20 protein-coding genes, 3 tRNA genes and 3 rRNA genes are annotated in these 20,082 nt (G+C 28.7%); 4 read left to right on the top strand and 22 right to left on the bottom strand.

The window, feature by feature from the left end; all coding sequences use genetic code 11:
• Positions 1–484 precede the first annotated feature (484 nt).
• Positions 485–1,162 carry a uracil-DNA glycosylase gene (locus G594_RS0114690; protein ID WP_027099252.1) on the top strand — a complete coding sequence of 226 codons (678 nt, stop codon included), beginning with the start codon at positions 485–487 and terminating at the stop codon, positions 1,160–1,162.
• A gap of 71 nt (positions 1,163–1,233) precedes the next feature.
• Here G594_RS0114690 and G594_RS0114685 read toward each other — a convergent pair whose 3' ends face one another.
• The 5 genes from G594_RS0114685 to G594_RS0114665 form a co-directional block, all read right to left on the bottom strand.
• Positions 1,234–1,449: a hypothetical protein gene (locus G594_RS0114685; RefSeq protein ID WP_027099251.1), complete on the bottom strand. Its 216-nt coding sequence runs from the start codon at positions 1,447–1,449 to the stop codon at positions 1,234–1,236.
• Between the two features lie 335 nt (positions 1,450–1,784).
• Positions 1,785–1,860 (bottom strand) — tRNA-Phe (locus tag G594_RS0114680).
• A 6-nt stretch (positions 1,861–1,866) separates the two neighbouring features.
• Positions 1,867–1,983, bottom strand: a 5S ribosomal RNA gene (gene rrf / locus G594_RS0114675).
• Between the two features lie 58 nt (positions 1,984–2,041).
• The gene (locus G594_RS0114670) at positions 2,042–2,263 is read right to left on the bottom strand and encodes a hypothetical protein (RefSeq protein WP_027099250.1); all 222 of its coding nucleotides are present in this window, start codon (positions 2,261–2,263) and stop codon (positions 2,042–2,044) included.
• A 162-nt stretch (positions 2,264–2,425) separates the two neighbouring features.
• Complete coding sequence (locus G594_RS0114665) at positions 2,426–2,920, bottom strand: CarD family transcriptional regulator (RefSeq protein ID WP_027099249.1); 495 nt, start codon at positions 2,918–2,920, stop codon at positions 2,426–2,428.
• 299 nt (positions 2,921–3,219) lie between these two features.
• On the opposite strand from G594_RS0114665, the gene G594_RS0114660 reads away from it, so the two are divergent.
• Positions 3,220–3,960, top strand: coding sequence for an NAD-dependent protein deacylase (locus G594_RS0114660; RefSeq protein WP_027099248.1), 741 nt, complete (start codon positions 3,220–3,222; stop codon positions 3,958–3,960).
• A 73-nt stretch (positions 3,961–4,033) separates the two neighbouring features.
• A complete protein-coding gene (locus G594_RS0114655; protein ID WP_027099247.1) occupies positions 4,034–4,468 on the top strand; it encodes a hypothetical protein in 435 nt (144 codons plus the stop codon).
• A gap of 99 nt (positions 4,469–4,567) precedes the next feature.
• Here the strand turns inward: G594_RS0114655 and G594_RS0114650 are convergent, their stop codons facing one another.
• The 10 genes from G594_RS0114650 to wsfD all read right to left on the bottom strand — a co-directional run bounded on the left by G594_RS0114650 (position 4,568) and on the right by wsfD (position 16,540).
• Entirely contained in the window at positions 4,568–5,518 is a 951-nt protein-coding gene (locus tag G594_RS0114650) for a type II CAAX endopeptidase family protein (protein WP_027099246.1), read from the bottom strand.
• 161 nt (positions 5,519–5,679) lie between these two features.
• Entirely contained in the window at positions 5,680–6,921 is a 1,242-nt protein-coding gene (locus tag G594_RS0114645) for a competence/damage-inducible protein A (RefSeq protein ID WP_027099245.1), read from the bottom strand.
• Positions 6,922–7,199: 278 nt separating this feature from the next.
• Positions 7,200–7,823 (bottom strand): histidine phosphatase family protein, encoded by a 624-nt coding sequence (locus G594_RS0114640; protein WP_027099244.1) that lies wholly within the window; start codon positions 7,821–7,823, stop codon positions 7,200–7,202.
• A gap of 60 nt (positions 7,824–7,883) precedes the next feature.
• Positions 7,884–8,831: an ROK family protein gene (locus G594_RS0114635; RefSeq protein ID WP_027099243.1), complete on the bottom strand. Its 948-nt coding sequence runs from the start codon at positions 8,829–8,831 to the stop codon at positions 7,884–7,886.
• 88 nt (positions 8,832–8,919) lie between these two features.
• Positions 8,920–9,156: a hypothetical protein gene (locus G594_RS0114630; protein ID WP_027099242.1), complete on the bottom strand. Its 237-nt coding sequence runs from the start codon at positions 9,154–9,156 to the stop codon at positions 8,920–8,922.
• Between the two features lie 158 nt (positions 9,157–9,314).
• A complete protein-coding gene (gene fusA, locus G594_RS0114625) occupies positions 9,315–11,411 on the bottom strand; it encodes an elongation factor G (protein WP_027099241.1) in 2,097 nt (698 codons plus the stop codon).
• Positions 11,412–11,785: 374 nt separating this feature from the next.
• On the bottom strand, positions 11,786–12,190 hold the full coding sequence (locus G594_RS0114620) for a GtrA family protein (protein ID WP_027099240.1): 405 nt from the start codon (positions 12,188–12,190) through the stop codon (positions 11,786–11,788).
• Position 12,191: 1 nt separating this feature from the next.
• Positions 12,192–13,157, bottom strand: a complete 966-nt coding sequence (locus tag G594_RS0114615) for a glycosyltransferase family 2 protein (protein WP_027099239.1) — start codon at positions 13,155–13,157, stop codon at positions 12,192–12,194.
• A gap of 22 nt (positions 13,158–13,179) precedes the next feature.
• On the bottom strand, positions 13,180–15,018 hold the full coding sequence (locus G594_RS0114610) for an LTA synthase family protein (RefSeq protein WP_051196036.1): 1,839 nt from the start codon (positions 15,016–15,018) through the stop codon (positions 13,180–13,182).
• A 16-nt stretch (positions 15,019–15,034) separates the two neighbouring features.
• On the bottom strand, positions 15,035–16,540 hold the full coding sequence (gene wsfD / locus G594_RS0114605) for a glycan biosynthesis hexose transferase WsfD (protein WP_027099237.1): 1,506 nt from the start codon (positions 16,538–16,540) through the stop codon (positions 15,035–15,037).
• 169 nt (positions 16,541–16,709) lie between these two features.
• Between wsfD and G594_RS0114600 the strand changes: the two genes are divergently transcribed.
• Entirely contained in the window at positions 16,710–18,086 is a 1,377-nt protein-coding gene (locus tag G594_RS0114600; RefSeq protein ID WP_027099236.1) for a DUF2334 domain-containing protein, read from the top strand.
• A 15-nt stretch (positions 18,087–18,101) separates the two neighbouring features.
• Here the strand turns inward: G594_RS0114600 and G594_RS0114595 are convergent, their stop codons facing one another.
• From G594_RS0114595 to G594_RS0114565, 7 genes are all read right to left on the bottom strand, one after another.
• Positions 18,102–18,554 (bottom strand): VanZ family protein, encoded by a 453-nt coding sequence (locus tag G594_RS0114595; protein ID WP_027099235.1) that lies wholly within the window; start codon positions 18,552–18,554, stop codon positions 18,102–18,104.
• A gap of 63 nt (positions 18,555–18,617) precedes the next feature.
• The gene (locus tag G594_RS0114590; RefSeq protein ID WP_027099234.1) at positions 18,618–19,061 is read right to left on the bottom strand and encodes a hypothetical protein; all 444 of its coding nucleotides are present in this window, start codon (positions 19,059–19,061) and stop codon (positions 18,618–18,620) included.
• Positions 19,062–19,156: 95 nt separating this feature from the next.
• Positions 19,157–19,300, bottom strand: a complete 144-nt coding sequence (locus tag G594_RS20375; protein WP_167539566.1) for a hypothetical protein — start codon at positions 19,298–19,300, stop codon at positions 19,157–19,159.
• 296 nt (positions 19,301–19,596) lie between these two features.
• A tRNA-Ala gene (locus G594_RS0114580) sits at positions 19,597–19,672 on the bottom strand.
• A gap of 5 nt (positions 19,673–19,677) precedes the next feature.
• Positions 19,678–19,754, bottom strand: a tRNA-Ile gene (locus G594_RS0114575).
• A 10-nt stretch (positions 19,755–19,764) separates the two neighbouring features.
• Positions 19,765–19,881, bottom strand: a 5S ribosomal RNA gene (gene rrf, locus G594_RS0114570).
• 69 nt (positions 19,882–19,950) lie between these two features.
• A 23S ribosomal RNA gene (locus G594_RS0114565) occupies positions 19,951–20,082 on the bottom strand; the annotation flags it as partial.

Below are 20,082 nucleotides of genomic sequence, written 5' to 3'. Positions count from 1 at the left end.
GTCCTGAGCCAGGATCAAACTCTCAATAAAAAGTTTAATCTTGCTACTTGATTTCTCAAGTTTACTCGTAAAAAAGAATTGCTGGTTTTTAACTTATATTCTGTTCAATTTTCAAAGACCAATTTGTGTGTCGCACTCAAGCGACTTGCTTATCTTAACATCCTCATCGAAACTTGTCAACAACTTTTTTTGAATTTTTTTGAGTCATTTGTTTTAAGTTGTTTACCGCTGTCGTAAGGACAAGACATATCTTATCACATACAAGAAATTTGTCTAATTATATTTATTGATTTTATCTGTATTATCCTTCATATACTAGCTTTTATACAGTTTTTACTTATTTATTCTTATATAGATACGCAAGGTTATGTTTTTTTACTTTTAGAGAAAATTATATATATAAAGAATATTCAATATATTAATCTCAACATAGCTAAAGTCAATAATTAAGCCGATTTGTGTTATAATATTTAGGGGTGATAAAATGAATCAAATTTTAAAGAATAATTGGAATACTGTATTAAAAGATGAATTTGATAAGGACTATTATCAAAAATTAAGACAATTTCTTATAGAGGAGTATAAATCAAAAACCATATATCCAAATGCATATGATATTTTTAATGCTCTTCATTTTACAGACTATAATGATGTGAAAATTGTTATCTTAGGTCAAGATCCTTATCATGGTCCAAATCAAGCTCACGGATTAAGCTTTTCTGTAAAGCCAGGTATACAACCACCACCTTCTTTAAGAAACATATATAAAGAATTACATACTGATATAGGTTGTTCTATTCCTAATAACGGATACTTAAAAAAGTGGGCAGATCAGGGAGTTCTTTTATTAAACACAGTATTAACTGTAAGAGCTGGAGAAGCAAATTCTCATAAAAATAAGGGTTGGGAAATATTCACTGATAAGATAATATCTAAATTAAATGAAAGAAAAGACCCTATAGTTTTTATTTTATGGGGTAATAACGCTATAAGTAAAAAGAAACTTATAACTAACCCTCAACATTACATAATACAATCAGTACATCCAAGTCCTCTTTCAGCTACAAGAGGATTCTTTGGAAGCAAACCTTTTTCTAAAACTAATGAATTCTTAAAAAGTATTAATAAACAAGAAATTGATTGGCAAATTGATAACATATAAAAAGAAACCTTACTTTATTAAGTAAGGTTTCTTTTTATGTGTGTGATTCTATTCTTTAAATACAGGGGGTTTTAATCTATATTAATTGACTTTTTAGCTTTATTTCTTCTTTTCATATGCCATGAGTAAAATAAAGAGCCTATTATTCCTGCAACACCACCAATTGAAAATGTTAATGCAACATTACCTACTATAGCTCCTACAAAAACTCCACACCCAACTCCAATTGCAATACCTTTTGCTAAATATTCACATTCTTTATCTGTCAGGCTTAATTTGTCTAACACTTTACTCATCTCCTAAATACTATTAATTACAAAACTTATTATAAATTCAATTTCTTAAGTATTCCTTAAGCAAAACTTAAAGATTGATTAGTATTATTATTGACTACATTTATTATTATACATTTTTATAATTACCTTGTAAAGAGTTATCTATTACTTTTTAATAAATAAATTGTTACATTTTTGTAAGTTTTGTTAAACCTTTTATTTCTTTCACTATTATTATACCTATATACTCACTACTAGTCATTACACAATCTTTAACTATTAGTTACAAATTTATTTCATAATAATTTAAATAAAAAAAGCACTAACTTTTAGTTAGTGCTTTTTCCTGGTGGCTCGACCAGGAATCGAACCAGGGACACGAGGATTTTCAGTCCTCTGCTCTACCGACTGAGCTATCGAGCCATATCTACCTGGCAACGTCCTACTCTCCCACACAGTCTCCCATGCAGTACCATTGGCGCTATAGAGCTTAACTTTCCTGTTCGGTATGGGAAGGAGTGTTTCCTCTATGCCATCATCACCAGATACAATTAGTATTATATATATATAATTAAATTATGTCAATTACTTTTTCTACTTTTCTTTAAAATCCCTCACTTCTACCCTCTGTATTAATTCCTCTTTCATTACGTACATCTGTAAGCAATTCATTTTGAGCACGTATTAATAAGATATTTTCACCTACTGATGTAAAAAAATATCCTAAAACATCTTGTTCAGCTAAAGATAATCCTTGTACACTTTTTGTTGCAATAAGCCAAGATAAAGTTAAAAGCTGCTCTCCAGACAAATCATATATGCTCATCAATCTACTCCTTACTACAATATTACTTATTAATTATATGTATAACTTATCTATATTATTAATTAGAATCATATTATTCTATAAAGCTTTTCTAATTATGGACTAGAAATCAAAAAGATGGTGATATTCATTAATTCACCATCTTTTTACCGTAAGATTATATTATTGATTAATATGACTAAGTATATAAGACTTAACATTTTCTTTCTCTATTCCTAAACTAATTGAAAATTCTTCATTCAATAAGTTTTCTGCTGTCTTCATAACCTCATCATCATTTTTATTTGTCTTTTTACCTGACACCTTGTTCTTCTTATTGGAGTAAATGCTCTTAACTATTGTGATTAAATCTTCACATTCTCCATTCTTCAACATTGACTTAAATGTTTCTGATCTTTCTTTATCATTGTCTACCCAAAATAAATCCATATCAGACACTTTCTCCATTAATGACTCTACCTCTTCTTCAGAGTGTATACCTCTAATAATTACTTTCTTATTATCTACTGGAATTTTTATTGTCATATTTTTAGAGTAAATAGGACTTAACACGTAGCATTCTTTTTGTTCATTGTTCATGAACTTTTCCTTCTTTATATCAATAACCTTACATGCTCCTGTCATTCCATACATAACGTAATCATTAACCTTAAACATAAAATCGTCTCCTTCCTTACATAAAACTTTAATTACCTGAAGTTACTAATAGCTTTATATAGAGTTAACTTAGGCAGTTAAAAAAATTACGCCAACATAAAAAAAATAGCCTTCACAACAGGACTTACGTTGCAAAAACTACTCGTTGTATCTTTATTTTAACATATTTGAAAGTATTATGTAAGTAAAACTTTTTTTATTTACTTTTAAAGCTATCTTTAACACCAAATTTCTGTATGTTTTATTTTTTATTATATTTGTGCAATAATAAAATTATAAATATTTATGGAGATGATTTTATGAATACTGAAATAGAAAAATTAATTCAAATTTTTAAAGATAGTAACAATATAGTATTCTTCGGTGGAGCAGGTGTTTCAACAGAAAGCGGAATTCCTGACTTTAGAAGTTCTAATGGTCTTTTTAATGAAAAACTAAATATTACATTTACTCCTGAACAACTGGTTTCACATACATTTTTCATAAGATATCCAAAGGAATTCTATAATTTCTACAAATCAAAACTTATATATCCTAATGCTAAACCCAATGAGGCACATATAGCTTTAGCCAAACTTGAAGAAATGGGTAAACTTAAAGCTATAGTTACTCAAAACATTGATGGCTTACACCAATCAGCTGGATCTAAAAATGTATTTGAACTTCATGGCTCTGTCTTAAGAAACTATTGTATAAGCTGTCATGAATTTTATGATGAAAAGTTTATTTTAGAATCAGATGGAATTCCTATATGCTCTAAATGTGGCGGAACTGTAAAACCTGATGTAGTTCTTTATGAGGAAGGATTAGATGAGTCTACTATACAAGGAGCAATAAGCGCAATCTCTAAAGCTGATACACTTATAATTGGAGGTACTTCTTTAGTTGTATATCCTGCAGCTGGACTTATTAATTATTTTAAAGGCAAGAATCTAATTCTTATAAATAAGAGTTCAACCACTGCTGATAATAAAGCTAACCTTGTTATTCATGACTCCATTGGAAAAGTATTAGGAAAAGCAGTTAATTTTTTTAAATAGTAACTTATCTTTTAGGTATGTTTTGTTAATAGATAAATATATTTATATTGTATAGCTATTAAGGAGCATTTCTATGAAGTATATTATATTTTTAATTTTACTTATAGCACTTATTATAACAATATTTTATTTTGATAGAAAACAATCAATCTTAAAGCATCAACTTTTAGTTGCAAATAGCCAAAACAATAACTTAAGATCTAAACTTTCTAAATTTACTAGAACTAAGGAATCTATTCAAATAAAATATCTTATACCGACGAACTATACTGGTTTACTTAAAGAAAAATCTAATGTTTTGATTGCTCCTATAGAAAGTTCAAACCTACTTCAAACAACACAGGTAAAAATGGAAGTCAAAATTTTAGATAAAGCTGAGGTTCTAAGAGATACATGGTTCTATGTTGCACTACCTATAGATAGCAACATAAACTCTAGAGGTTGGGTAAAGCAAAGTGATTTCTCTTTGTTTTATAATAATTCAAGAAATATTACTAAAAGTTTTTAGTTTTAATGCTATCCCACAATAGTTATTAATAAATCTCTAAGTATAATCTTAGTCAATACTTAAATATAAGAAAAGCTATCATAGAAGATAGCTTTTTTATTATCTAATATATACATCATAAATCATAAAGGCTAAATATATTACTACAATTAATATAAAAGACCAATTGATTACACTTTCCTTAGGTTCATCACTTACATCTCTTAAATAATTAGATTCACCAATTTCATCTGGTACTCCTTGTCTTTCTATGTTCCATACTTCAAGTTTATGAATAAGCTTATATACCAATACTCCGAAAGCTACTCCTACTAATATATAAGTAGACATATAAGTAAGCTTCATATTAAAACTTAAATCCATTAAAGATGGTTCCTCTACTACTTGAGAAATTAATTCTTCTGCAGAAAACAATACCTTTTGCGCAGTTACTGATATTCCATTAATTATAAAATGCATTATTACTGAGGAAAAAATACTATTTGTAATTCTAACTATATATGCAAAAATAAAACCTAATACTGCAGCATATAAAAACTGTTGAAAATCCATATGAAATATACCAAATAAAATACCTGTTATTAGTGCTGCTTTAAATTTAGACTGGTTATCATATCCTGATAGAACAACTCCCCTTAAAGTTATCTCTTCTGTTATTGCAGGGGTAACTGCCATAAGTAATAACATAGCCCAATATGGAGTATCTGCAATAGCAGCCATAAATGTTCCTATATTATTTGTAAAAAACATCTGAGATATAGCAGATATGCACCCCATTAATGGATAGCAAACAAATGCAATTAAAATTATTAATAATAAGTCTTTTAAATGTATTTTATTTAATCTAAATGTTTCCTTTATATTTACTTTAGTAACAACAACATAAATTATTGCAGGTACTAAAAATAAAATAACGTGATTTAAAAATTGCATTATTCTTATATCTTTTATCCCTATTAACAAATATGTTTTTATTAAATATTCAGGTAAAAATATTGTTAATAGCACTAAAATTAAGAAATATATGTTAGATCTTTGTAATTTACTCATCTCTCTCTCCTATTTTATGAATAATTCTTGTATACTGAGGAAATAATTATATATGAAGCGAGACGCTTTTTATAATCGCCTCTCCCCCATTTTATTTATATACGTTTCAATCCCTTTTGTGTTTTTATTAAGCATAAGAGGGATTGTTTCACTTTTAATAACTAATTATCCTTTAAAATTTCCCTTCTAACTAAATCTAATGCTGTAACAGTAGCTTTAGTTCTTACATTATGCCTATTTCCATTAAATATATATTTAAATGCTTTTACCTTTCCTTTATAATATAGCCCTATATATACTAATCCAACAGGTTTTTCTTCTGAACCACCACCAGGACCTGCTATTCCTGTTGTAACAACCGATATATCTGAACCAGTTCTTTTTGATATACCAATAGCCATTTCCTTTGCTGTTTCCTCACTAACAGCTCCATAAGTATCTAAAGTTTTCTTCTTTACATTTAGAGTTCTTTCCTTTGCTTCATTAGAATAAGTTACAGCACCTTCTAGAAACACCTCAGATATTCCTGGATAATTAATTAATCTGCTAGCTATCATTCCACCTGTACAAGATTCAGCTGTTGATATGGTAAGTTTTCTATCTACTAACAATTTTCCTAGAACTTCTTCGATTGTTAGCTCTTCACCCTCTCCATAGCAATCTAAATTAAATACTTTTTTCATTTCCTCTTTTACAGGTGCTATAAGTTTTCTTCCATCTTCTTCACTCTTACCTCTAGCAGTAATCCTAAATATTACATCATCTTCCTTTGCATAAGGTGCAACTGTTGGATTAACTCCATTATTAATAAAATCTTTAATCATATTAGCTGCTGTACTTTCTCCAACACCTAATACTCTTAATACTTCAGATATTATAACTCCATTACCTTTATCCTTTAAGTATGGCTTTACATAATTTAAAAACATAGGTTTCATTTCTCTAGGAGGTCCTGGAAGTATAATAGCCACTTTATCATTCTTCTCCAAAATCATTCCTGGAGCTGTCCCATTTGGATTTGATAAGACTTTTGATTCCTTAGGAAAATAAACTTGCTTAAGATTACTTTCTGTCATTTGTCTATCTAACCTCTTATAGTAATTTTTTAATTCTGCAAGAGATTCTTCATGTAACTCTAAGTCAGCATTAAAATACTTACATATTGTTTCTTTAGTTAAATCATCTTCTGTAGGTCCAAGGCCACCAGTACATATTAAAATATCACTTCTCTGAAATATTTCTCCTATTGCCTCTAATAATCTATCTTCGTTATCACCAATTACTTCTTGACGGTATACATCTATTCCTAATAAAGCTAATTCTTTAGATATGAATTGTGCATTAGTATTTATAATATCTCCTAATAATATCTCTGTTCCTACAGCTAATATTTCTGCCTTCATTAAAACCTCACCTCTTCCTTTTATTAACATACATTATAACACAAATAATTTAAGGGAGTCATAGACTCCCCTAAACATTCAACATATGAGCTATCCCTAATAATAATTAGGGATAGCATATATAAAAAATTCTTTTCCCCACTACATTACTGTGTAAAGTAAAATAGTTTACAACATTAATTAATAAATAGTTAAGAAAAATATGTATGAGGAAAAAGAATTTAGTACCTACATCTCTAACATATGTAGTACCTAGCAAAATTATTCACAAAAATATTCTACCAACCTGAATTTATTTTTTTGTTAATATGACTTGTATCATTTATATATTCAAACTGAAATTCATCCTTATAACAGTTAATTTTTGTAAGGGATGCTTGTCCCATTATTTCTTTATAAAATCCATTTCCTTTATTAAAATAGTTCATCACAGCTTTTAATGTCATGCCATGAGCTACAATTAATATTTTTTTATTTATACTATTTTTTAATATATTCTCTAAAGCTTCCCCTACTCTATCATATAGATTTATTAAAGATTCTCCACCTGGAGCCTTTATATCCATATTCCCATTAAAAATTTCTTTTATTTCTTTTCCTCTTCCTACCTTTAATAGTTCCTCTTCTGTATGGCCCTCATATTCTCCAAAGCTTATTTCTTTAAAAGCATCTACTTCTATTATTTCTATATTTCTATTTCCCCTAATTATATTAGCTGTTTTTCTCGCCCTCTCTAATGGACTAGTATATATAACATCTAATTTAAGGCCATCTACTCTTTTTTTTAACTGCTCTGCCTGCTCAACTCCATGATCAGTTAAATCTGAATTTCCAGACCCTTGTAATCTTTTATCTAAATTCCAAACAGTTTGTCCATGTCTAGTTAAATAAACTGTAATCATAATAGTGTCCCTCCCAATAGTAAATCCCAATAGCATTTACTATTGGGATTATTATTATAACTACCTACTCTCTATTATAGCTAATGCAACTGCACCAACTACTCCTGCATCTGAACCAAGTCCAGCAGGAACTATTTCACAACTTTCAGCCATACTCTTAAAGCATCTCTTATTAACAACCTTTTTTACAGTATCAAACACTATATCACCAGCCTTTGATACTCCCCCGCCTATTATTATCATCTCTGGGTCAAATGTAGCTATTGCATTTGCCACACCAATTCCTAGATATGTTAAGGCATTATCTATTATATCTTTTGCAACTTCGTCTCCAGCTTCCGCTTCTTTAAATACTTCATATGAAGTAACAGTGTCATGCTTTTTTAAGATCGTCTCAACATTAGTTGAAACAGCTTCTTTACCTTTTTTAGCTATTGCTGTTCCTGATGACATTGCTTCTAAACAACCTAAGTTTCCACAGTTACATCTAGGTCCGTTAGGATCTACTGTAGTATGTCCGATTTCTAAGGCATTAGATGTATGACCTCTGTATACTTTACCATCCAATACTGCTCCTCCACCTACTCCAGTACTAACTGTAAAATACACTATACTATTTTTACCTTTTCCAGCACCAAACATATACTCTCCTATTGCTGCAGCATTAGCATCGTTATCTAAATATACCGGAATATTATATTTTTCTTTTAAAGGTTGTACTAAATTGTAATTTTTAAAAGGAAGATTCGGAGTTGTTATTATTATTCCTTTCTTCGCATCTAAAGGTCCTGGTGAACCTATTCCAATAGCTTCTATTTCATCTATTGAAGTACTTGATCCAACAATTACTTCATCAATTGATTGTACTATTCTTCCTAATACAGCTGCTTCTCCTTCTTCAGCTTTAGTAGGTAATACTACATTTGCTAATATATTTCCTTCTATAGTTGATATAGCTGTACTTATTTTCGTACCACCTAAATCTACACCTATTACATACTTTTTCATGATTGCCTCCTCATATGGTAAAATATTAAAGGGTTTATATTATTATTCTAAATCCTTTTAAATAATAAATAAACCCTATAAATATAAATTATTTTCTTTTATATGTATTAATATAATAATTTCCCAAATTATCATATCCTTCTTCTTTAATATTAAATGAACTCCCCTTAAGCATTGAATTAATAATATCTATATCATGTTTATTACTGTTATCAAATTTAATTGTAAAAACATCATCATCTTCAACTATACCTAAATAATCGTATATATTACTATAATCACTTAGTCCAATTTGACCTTTTATTTCCATCCTATAATCTGACATAATCCTCCTCCTAATGTACCTATCTCCCTAATCTATATAAGTATATTCTACAACTATTTTTTTATTCTCCTTACATAACTATTTTCTCCTATGTACTTACTTATATTCACAGTGACAACAAAAATGGAGGGTGTAAAATTTACCACCCTCCATAGATATTAAGCTTCATTTTTCAATTCTTTTTCCTCATTGGTCTTCTCTACTATTTTTATTGCTTCTGTAGGTGGAACCTCTTCATATCTTTCTATTTTCAAATCAAAGCTTCCTCTACCTTGAGTTATAGACCTTAAATCTGTAGCAAATTTAAATAACTCTGCCATTGGTGCTTCCACAACAAGTTTCTGAAGTTTACCACATGGCTCCATTCCTAGTACTCTTCCACGCTTCTTATTTATATCACCAATTACATCTCCCATATATTCTTCTGGGATTAAAATTTCTATGTGCATAATTGGTTCTAGCAAAATTGGCTTTGCACCCTCTAAACCTTTTTTATATGCAATTGATGCAGCAATCTTAAATGCCATTTCAGAAGAATCTACAGGATGATAAGAGCCATCATGTAATGTTGCTCTTAATCCTATAACAGGATATCCTGCTAAAATACCATGCTTTATACAATCTCTCAAGCCCTTTTCAACTGCTGGAATAAAGTTTCTAGGCACTACTCCTCCTACTACCTTATCCACAAATTCTAAATCTTTTTCACCATCATTACGAGGCTCAAATAGAATTTTTACATCTCCGTATTGACCATGTCCACCGGATTGTTTCTTATGCTTTCCTTGTACATCTGCACTTCCTTTTATTGTTTCTCTATATGGTATTTTAGGTCTTCTAAGCTGTACCTCTACTCCAAACTTATTTTTTAACTTAGAAGCTATAACCTCTAAATGAACTTCTCCAAGTCCTGAAATTATTGTTTCTGCATTTTCTATATCTCTACTTACATTAAATACTGGATCTTCATCTTGTAACTTACTTAATGCTAGAGATATCTTATCCTCATCCCCCTTACTTTTTGGCAAAACCGCCATTGACATTACCGTATTAGGAAAATTCATTTTATCATAAATTATTTTACAAGATTGATCACATAAAGTATCCCCTGTAGATGTGTATTGTAGCTTAGCTACTGCTCCAATATCTCCAGCTATAACTTTATCTGCTGGAACTTGATTCTTGCCTCTCATAAAAAATACATGAGTTAATTTCTCCATCTTATTTTTATTAGTATTTACTACAGTCATATCTCCATTCAACTTACCTGTAATTACTCTAAATAAAGAAATCTTACCTACAAATGGATCCGCTATAGTCTTAAATACCATGGCTGAAAACGGTTTATCTTCACTTAATTGAATAAATTCTTCCTTATTTGACTCAATATTTAATGCTTTTTGTGGTATTGCATATTTAGGTGATGGAAAACATTCAACTATATCTTCTAACAATGTATTTATTCCTATAATTTTTGTAGCAGAACCACACATAACAGGGGCTATATCACCTGACGCACATCCATTTATTAAGCCTTCATATATTTCTAAATCACTTAGTTCGCCCTCACTAAAATATTTTTCTAATAACACCTCATCAGTTTCTGCTACTGACTCCATAATCATTTGTTTACATTCATCAACCTTATTAACTAATTCTGGTGGGATTTCTGCTACCTCCATCATCTTAGTTTTTGGATTATAAACTCTTGCTCTCTTAGTTATCACATTAATAACTCCATTAAAGTTATTTTCTTTACCGATTGGATATTGTATAGGAACAACACTAATTCCAAATTGCTCTTTAAGGTTTTGCAGAACCTTATCAAAATCTGAATGCTCTCTATCTAACTTATTTATAAAAAATGTTCTCGGTAACTTTATCTTATTACAATAATCCCACGCTTGCTCTGTTCCTACTTGAGCACCTGCAACACCACAAACTACAATCATTGCAACATCTACAGCTCTCATACCTTGAATGCTTTCTCCAACAAAATCAAAATATCCTGGAATATCAACTAAATTAATCTTTATTTTTTCCCATTCCAATGGAATTACTGAAGATGATAAAGATATTCCTCTTTTCTTCTCTTCTTGATCAAAGTCAGATATTGTTGTTCCATCTTCTACTCTACCTAAGCGATCCGTAACCTTAGAGTAGTACAATAAGGCCTCTGTTAGTGAAGTTTTTCCTGAAGAACTGTGTCCTATAATCCCTAAATTTCTAAGATTGTTAATAGAATAGTCTTTCATTATTTTCGTCAAAGTATTAATATTTATTAACCTTTGACTTTCACCCACCTTTCCTATATATAGACTTTTTGATTAATATAAATCATGAGCTAACTTATACTATAATTTTTATGTTATCACTCCATAAAATAGTCCTTGCCTTATATCGAAACTAAGATATTACATTTTATATATTCTATATAGAGCATTCATATCCTCTTAACTTATTTGAATTTTCAGAATTTTCTTGCTAGTATTTTTACCATCATTTTCTCCATGTATACTAAAAACTGCAAAATAGTAAATAAAAAGGTAGTATGGATATTTATTTTTCTTGTTTTTATATTTTCATAGACATAAAAAAAGATTAAGCAAAATTTGCTTAATCTTTAAAACTATTTATTCTTTTTAAATGCAAAAAACTTCATAAACACAAATGTTATTGGGACTCCAATTACTGCAGCTAATCCATAAGCAATTAATTTATGTAATCCCATCATATTAAATACTATGAAAACTACAATATTTTGAATAATAAAGTTAGGAATATACGAAATTGCAAATTTAATGAATTTATTAAATTCTAACTTTTCTTTAAAAGTAACATAACTATTTAATATATAAGATATTACTAACCCTGAAATATATCCAAATATAAATGCAATATTCTCATTCAAAAAACTAGAATATATGTATGAAAATATCACTCCATTAAATGTGTTTATTACACCTATAAAAACAAACATTATAAATTGTTTAGAAAAAAATACTTCTTTTATCCTATTAATTAAAGATTCCATACTAATTATCTCTTTCTTCATTATTTATTAATTTATCTGCTATTATAAATCTTGGTCTTTGCTTAGTCTCGTTATATATCTTTCCTATATACTCTCCAATAACTCCTAAAGATAATAATTGTATTCCACCAATCATCCAAATAGATATAGTTATTGATGTCCATCCAGCTTCAGTATTTCCCATAAACTTAACAATTAATGAATATATTAAGGCAATAAAACTTAGTACAAATATAGAAAATCCTAATCCTGTTATTATTCTTATAGGCTTTATACTAAATGATGTAATTCCATCCCAAGCAAATGCAAGCATCTTCTTAAGAGGATACTTTGATTCTCCTGCAAATCTCTCATGTCTCTCATATTCTACTACAGAATATCTATATCCTATTAAAGGGACAATTCCTCTAAGGAATAGATTTACTTCTTTAAACTGGCTTAGCCCTTCTAAAGCTCTCTTACTCATAAGTCTATAATCTGCATGATTATATATTACATCTACACCTAACATATTCATAAACTTATAAAATCCAAGAGCTGTTGTCCTTTTAAAGAAAGTATCTGTCTTTCTTGAAGATCTTACTCCATAAACTACATCACTGCCATTATAGTATTCTTCTACAAACTTATCTATTACATCTATATCATCCTGTAAGTCTGCATCTAATGATATTGTCATATCCGCATATTCTTTAGCAGTCATAAGACCAGCTAACAATGCATTTTGATGTCCCTTATTTCTTGATAAATTAACACCACTAAAAATGTTATTTTGTTCATGAAGCTCTTGTATAATGCTCCAAGTTTTATCTTTAGATCCATCATTAACAAATAGAATCTTACTTTCTTCAGATACAACTTCATTTTTTATCATTACATTAATCTTTTCTAATAATCTTTTAGCAGTTTCATGTAATACTTCCTCTTCATTATAACAAGGCACTACTAAATATAATACTTCTTTCATTTTCTAAGCCTCCGTAAAGATTTTACTCTCTTCCAAAATAATTATTCTTTATAATTTTTTCACCTATCTCATATGACTTTAATAAATGTTCTAATTCCTCTTCATTTTTAACGTTTCCTTTAATTTCATTCCCTTTTATTATTGTAGCATCTCTATTTGTGTTAACCAATACTCTTCCCATAGATGTATTTAAATACTTATCCTTATCAATACCAAGTAAATATGCAATAGTAGTTGGGATATCTACTTGTCCCCCACTTGCCTCTATAACGCTTGGCTTAATACCTTTTGAATATATAATTAAAGGAATTTTATTATCATATTCTTTCCACCAGTTTCCTTCATAATCTAGTTTTTGTATATCATCATTATAATATTTATGAACTCCAGCATGATCCCCATATAATACAATCATTGTATTATCTAATATACCCATTTCATCTAATTTCTCAAAAAACATTTCTATCTGTCTATCTGTATATCTTACGCTCTCAAAATATCCACCTAAATAGCTCTCATCAACTTCTTCAGGTAAGTCTAACTCTCTATATTTCTCATCAATTTCAAATGGACCATGATTAGACATTGTAGGAGCTTGAAAGAAGAAAGGTTCTTGTACACCTTTTAATTTATTAGAAACTTGCGTTAAAAAGCTTTTATCAGATAATCCATATCCTACAGTCTCTTCATAAACATAACCTCCAATATCCCACATAGTCTCAATTCCAAATCCATTTTTATGCAACTCTGTCCAGTTAAATTCTCCAATTTCTTCTGCGTGAGATGATATTGTTTTATATCCTTCCCCCTCTAATATTCTAGGCAAAGAATTAGAATAAACATTCTCACCATAATTTAATGCTGTTATTTTATCACCTAATGGATATATAGATGTATTAACCATGAAATCGCAGTCTATACTATTACCTGCATTATTTTGTTCATATATATTGTTAAAATACAAGCCCTCTCTTGTAAGCTTATTTAAAAATGGAGATATCTCTTTTCCATTTACACTCTTGTTTATAACAAAATTCTCTAAAGACTCTACCTGAATAAATATTACATTCTTTCCTTTTGCAACTCCACTATATTCATTTGGCTCTAAATCTTCTCTATTATAAGCTAACCACTGCTCTATCTCATCTTTTTCACTATTTGACAAAGGATTCATTACTTTAGATAAAGTTCTAGCTGACTCTATAAGATGATATCCTATTGGTCCTGATGCTCTTGCAGACATCAGCGTCGTCCATCTTTTAGTAAGCATTCTATTAGACCATCCACTAATACTTAATACATCTATACATACAAATGATATTAACAAAATAATTGCTACATGCCTAAGAGTAAAAAGGAACTTTCCGAAACTTCTTGATTCAGTACTTCTTATCTTCTTTATGAAGACAAATAAAATTATGGCAACTATATCTATAACAAATAATAAATCTATAGTTTTAAATTGATATAAAGATTCTCCTACTGGATTAAATGTACCCGAAAAGAATATATTTTTTAATCCTAAAAAATCTCTATTTACTCTAAAGTACCATAAATCTGCTATCAATAAAGTACTGAATAATATATTTAAAATAATATAATATACAATCTGTTTATTTTTTGAAAATAAATATCCAAATGAATAAAATAATAATATAAAAGCTAAGTAAACAAATATAAACTTAAAGCCTATATTACTAAATTTAATTTTATCCGCAGAACTTACTTCAACTAATGTCATAAATATAAGAGACTTTAATAACATATCTATTATTGTAACAAATCTAAATTTACTTATTTCCGCTGAAAACACTCTTCTTTTATAAAACTTAATATCATTTATTTTATCCTTTAAATTCATAAATTGTTGCCCTACCCTATCTCTTTACTATTTTATCTTTAATAAAGTCAATTAATTTAAATAAACTCCAAAGTACTCCTATAATTAATAATATATCAAACACAAAATTAAATAGATATAATTGTTTAGCTGTATCTGCTTGCCCATTTCCTACAAAAGGCATTGGGAACTGTATTCCGCCTATTAACATTATTCCCCATAACAATAATATCTTATTTCTAACTTCTTCGTTTCCTGAACTCTTTATAAACTTGATTAAAGATACTATAAATATACCTATAAATACTGATAGTATAAACCATAACTTTGTTGGTAATTTTGTCTCTCTAAAATTAGACCACGTAGTAAATCTATTAAATTCTCTTACTGGTTCTTCACTGTCAGCTCTATAACACTTTCCTAAAGACGTACTAGTAATAAAAGCTTTTCCTGCTGTATACTGCATTCCCTCTATTAATCTTTTAGGATGAGTTAAATAAAATTTAGCTAGCTTTCCATTACTTATTTTACTATAAAACTCTTCCTCAGTTATTGGCGTTCTAGGTATATATTTAACATATTCACTTGCATCTAAATAAGAATGTTTTCCTGCTTCTCCTGCCATATCTGGATTAAGTCCAAGATCTATTAAATCCTGTTCAGGCGTTTCTGATCCATTAAGAACGCCATAAAACACAGAATTATATTGAGTATCTTTACTTATATTCTTATTTACCATATTTATTTGAACTGGATAGATTACTACCACAGCTAAAAATACTGATAATAATATTAAATTCTTACGTGTTAATATCTTTCTATTATCCCAAAGGATCTTACATAACAGTATTACTACAAATGGTAAAGTGGTAAATACCTGCATCTTTGATCCTAAGAACATAAATGCACCTATATATACTAGCGAAATTTTAGATGCTATATTACTTTCGTCATGCCTTACATATTTACAATTAATATAATATAAAAATGTCCCTATAAATAGCAATAATGTACATAACATCATTGGTTCTCCATATAAACTATTAAACCATAGTATATAATTTCCATCCATAAATACAAAAATGCTAACTAACGCAACAATAGTTAATTTAAGTTTACTTTTTATATTTAAGTTCTTTAAAATAATAGCAATAGAAGATATATATATTATTGCATAAGCAATAGCTAAATATTGTGTTTTAAATACTTCTTGCCCTAAAACCTTACATATATAAGATATAAATGTTATTAAGTACCCCATACTTGATCCAAATAGCGTAATAAGTAAAGTAAATATATTTGTATTAATCTTGTAGTCAGTAACAATATAATCATAGAAACGTTTAAAATCAGGATTCATTTTATCTGAATCTAATAAAGATAATCCTGATAATCCCATAACTCTATCAAAATCTCCTTGATCAGCAACTCCAACTTGCGGATACTTAAATAATATATAAGCTATTAGTAAAGCTGATATTATAATAAAAGTACCTATGATATATTTAGTATAGTTATTTTTTATATTATCCTTTAACTTCATTTATTTTATCCTCCATATAATAAACCACATTACTTTTCATTATATCATTTTTAGCAATGTATTTTATTGTATGTTTATAAATATTTTCTTAAGTTTTGTAATCATTTATATAATAATACCTATTTATGCTATAATTTTTATTGAATTATTATAAATTAAGGAGTATAAAATGAGCAAAAAGAAAAAAATTATATTATCTACATTATTATCTATACTCTCTATTGCAATTTTATATGGAATATTATTTTACTTTAGCTTTTTCCAAGGATTTGTAACAGTAAAAGATAATAAAGTACAATCTAAATTATTACCTAATGATGATTTTAAATCTTCCTATACACCTAAGTTAAACTTTAAAAATACAAAAGAAGAATTGGTTTCAGATGTTAAAGTTAACATTCTAAGTAATATTGATGCCTCCATACCCGTCATAAAAAAATCACAAAGACACTATATTCCCCTAGATTATGTATGTAAAACGCTTGGATATAATCTCACTAAATCAAATAATACTTTTACTATCTCAAATTCTAATCACACTATTACTTTAAATGAAAACTCTTATACCAAAGGAAATGAGTCCTTATATTTAAGAGGTAATATATTAACCAAAAATAACCAAGCTTTTATTTCTATATCAGATATAGAAGAGGTATTTAATTTAATTTCAGTTTATACATTCGAAAATCAGACTATTAATATTTTTAAAGCTCCCCAAAATAATCTACAAAATAATTCTTCTAAAAAAAGTTCCAATGGGAAAATAGCTTTAGTTAGGCTAGAAGATTTTACAGCTGGTGAAGGAATATCATCAGAAACTAATCAACCTAAATTTAAAGCAATGGCAAACTTTTTAAGTAATTCAGGAATTAAATATCATATTGCATGGATACCTAGATTTAAAGCTCCTAATGACAATATTGACAATGATTTATTAACTGTTGATACATTTGAAAATGCTGCTTTTATAAATCTATTAGATTACTTTATTAACCATGGTGCATTAATAGGATTACATGGCTATACTCATCAGGCTGGAGATTCTAGAAGTGCTGTTGGAACTGAACTTTCCCGTAAAATTAATAGCTCAGAGGAGGAAACTAGAGCCGTAATCGAAAATGCTATCGATACTGCTACTACATTAAATATACCTTTTGGCTTTTTTGAAAGTTCACACTATAAAGCATCTTCTGCACAAAAATCTATTATAGAAGAATACTTTCAATATATTTATGAACCAAAGAATTATTTGATATATACTAAACTACAAAAAACTAAAAACAATAACTTATATATTCCTACGCCTTTAAGCTACGTAAGAGACTTAGATGCTAATCCAATAATAAAAAAGTTAAATAAACCTACTCCTGGATTATTAGCAAGCTTTTTTTATCATTCTACAAAGGAATTAGATTTTATAGAAGTTGATACATCTAACAATGTATTTGACGTAGACTACTCTATAGAATCTCCACTTCAACAAATAGTAAAATCTCTTAATGAGAATAAATATATAACTACGCATGTAACGGAGTTAAAAAATTAAGGAGTTATAGTTAAACTATAACTCCCTTCTTTTTCTAATAATTCTATTGTATATACTTACACAAAAATATCCTAAAATTCCTCCTGATGTATCAATCATAACATCTTTAAAAGCCGGTCCTCTTCCAGGTATAAATGACTGGTGAAATTCATCAGAACATGCATATAAAAATACAAGTATTATTGAATAAAATCTAGATTTTCTCTCTATTACATATAAACTTATAACATTATATGTTAAGATAAATAAGATAAAATATTCTGTAAAATGTGCACCCTTTCTTATAACTAAAGTTGCTAATTCTCCGAAATAGTTATCCAATTTTAATCCTAATAAATTAAAAATATATAGTACAAATTTACTTTGTTCACTAGACTTATCTCCAGGCTGATGAGACATATAAAATATAAAAATCATCCATCCTAAAAATAAACCCCATCTTACTACTTTTTTATTCCTATCTTTCATATAAATCTCCTAGCATAAAAATTATAAGTATAATTATACACTAGATATCATTTATTTTCTAATTTAGCGCTGATCTACAATATATTTATTTATATATGCTAATGATTCTTCTAGTACCTCTTGGCTATGCTCCATTGATTCAACCTTAATTTCTAAATTACAAACTCTTTGATCAACTTGATACATTAACTCCTTTATATCATGTAGTAATTTTCCTTCATAAGATACTTGAATTCCATCAGCATCTATATATATCTTTTCTGGCGGTTCTCCACATTCACTACATTTTGCATATATGCCTTCCTTCTCAACATCTCTAAATAGCTTGAAAGTATCATTATTACATGATGAGCAATTAGAAAGCATTACAAAGTCATAATAGCTAACATCAAATAAGTATTTAGATCCACACTCTTTACAAGTTATTTCTAGATTATTGTCTATAGTTTCGATATGAAACTTATTTCCACAACACCCTTCTCTTTGGCACACTACTGTCCTTATCATAAACTTCACTCCTTTTGAGCAATATATTTGAATCTCATCTTATCATTTAATATGATTGTTAATTCAAATTTATAACTACTCAATAAAAGTTTTTATTATTTATCTTCTTGTTTTATCTCAATTTCTATCTCTTTTATTTTTATATCTACTTCTTCAGTTTTTTTTCCTGATAATAACAATCTTCTCTTTTCTAATTTTAACTCTTTAAGTTTATCTTTCAACAGCTCTAATTTATGCACTTTATACACTCCCCACCCATAAGAGAATTATTTAATATCATATATTAACAAAGCTTTTAAATATAATCTTTTTATTGATAACGTATCCAAAAAATATCTATAACTAAATTATATAAAATACAAAAGCTATTGTATATAATTATCTTTAGTTATTTTATTCCATATTATAACACAATTATGCCTATTTCTTTAAAATAAAAAAACTACATGCGTAGTTCTTTGCCAAGCAGCTGCTTTCCACTTTATTTTCTTCCTTTTTCACGCAAAATAAAAAAGGACTACATACGTAGTCCTTATGGTGGAGATAAAGAGATTCGAACTCTTGACCCCCTGCGTGCAAGGCAGGTGCTCTCCCAACTGAGCTATACCCCCAAAAATGGTGGACCTTCAGGGACTCGAACCCCGGACCTACCGGTTATGAGCCGGTTGCTCTAACCAACTGAGCTAAAGATCCGTAATTAAAAACCTGGCAACGTCCTACTCTCCCACACAGTCTCCCATGCAGTACCATCGGCGCTATAGAGCTTAACTTTCCTGTTCGGTATGGGAAGGAGTGTTTCCTCTATGCCATCATCACCAGATTACTTCAGATTCAAAATCTTTGATTTTATTCTCTGAAAATTGCACACAATTATTGAAATATTTTTAACTTGGTCAAGCCCTCGACCTATTAGTATCAGTCAGCTACATACATTACTGCACTTACACCTCTGACCTATCAACCTCGTGTTCTTCAAGGGGTCTTACTAGCTTATGCTATGGGAAATCTCATCTTGAGGTGG

Source organism: Clostridium paraputrificum AGR2156 (assembly GCF_000424025.1).
Lineage (GTDB): Bacteria > Bacillota > Clostridia > Clostridiales > Clostridiaceae > Clostridium > Clostridium paraputrificum.
The sequence above is the reverse complement of the archived record's forward strand: the minus strand, read 5'-3'. Positions and strand labels throughout refer to the sequence as shown.

Coding starts and splice junctions, on each gene's coding strand:
- G594_RS0114665 (WP_027099249.1), bottom strand. CDS start 2,920: ATGTTTAAGGTTAATGATTACGTTATGTATGGAATGACAGGAGCATGT.
- G594_RS0114630 (WP_027099242.1), bottom strand. CDS start 9,156: ATGTCAGATTATAGGATGGAAATAAAAGGTCAAATTGGACTAAGTGAT.
- G594_RS0114640 (WP_027099244.1), bottom strand. CDS start 7,823: ATGATTACAGTTTATTTAACTAGACATGGACAAACTGTTTGGAATTTA.
- G594_RS0114615 (WP_027099239.1), bottom strand. CDS start 13,157: ATGAAAGAAGTATTATATTTAGTAGTGCCTTGTTATAATGAAGAGGAA.
- G594_RS0114690 (WP_027099252.1), top strand. CDS start 485: ATGAATCAAATTTTAAAGAATAATTGGAATACTGTATTAAAAGATGAA.
- G594_RS0114655 (WP_027099247.1), top strand. CDS start 4,034: ATGAAGTATATTATATTTTTAATTTTACTTATAGCACTTATTATAACA.
- G594_RS0114620 (WP_027099240.1), bottom strand. CDS start 12,190: ATGGAATCTTTAATTAATAGGATAAAAGAAGTATTTTTTTCTAAACAA.
- G594_RS0114595 (WP_027099235.1), bottom strand. CDS start 18,554: ATGAAAGATAGGAATAAAAAAGTAGTAAGATGGGGTTTATTTTTAGGA.
- G594_RS0114645 (WP_027099245.1), bottom strand. CDS start 6,921: ATGAAGGCAGAAATATTAGCTGTAGGAACAGAGATATTATTAGGAGAT.
- G594_RS0114635 (WP_027099243.1), bottom strand. CDS start 8,831: ATGAAAAAGTATGTAATAGGTGTAGATTTAGGTGGTACGAAAATAAGT.
- G594_RS0114610 (WP_051196036.1), bottom strand. CDS start 15,018: ATGAATTTAAAGGATAAAATAAATGATATTAAGTTTTATAAAAGAAGA.
- G594_RS0114600 (WP_027099236.1), top strand. CDS start 16,710: ATGAGCAAAAAGAAAAAAATTATATTATCTACATTATTATCTATACTC.
- wsfD (WP_027099237.1), bottom strand. CDS start 16,540: ATGAAGTTAAAGGATAATATAAAAAATAACTATACTAAATATATCATA.
- G594_RS0114590 (WP_027099234.1), bottom strand. CDS start 19,061: ATGATAAGGACAGTAGTGTGCCAAAGAGAAGGGTGTTGTGGAAATAAG.
- G594_RS0114660 (WP_027099248.1), top strand. CDS start 3,220: ATGAATACTGAAATAGAAAAATTAATTCAAATTTTTAAAGATAGTAAC.
- G594_RS0114670 (WP_027099250.1), bottom strand. CDS start 2,263: ATGAGCATATATGATTTGTCTGGAGAGCAGCTTTTAACTTTATCTTGG.
- fusA (WP_027099241.1), bottom strand. CDS start 11,411: ATGAAAGACTATTCTATTAACAATCTTAGAAATTTAGGGATTATAGGA.
- G594_RS0114650 (WP_027099246.1), bottom strand. CDS start 5,518: ATGAGTAAATTACAAAGATCTAACATATATTTCTTAATTTTAGTGCTA.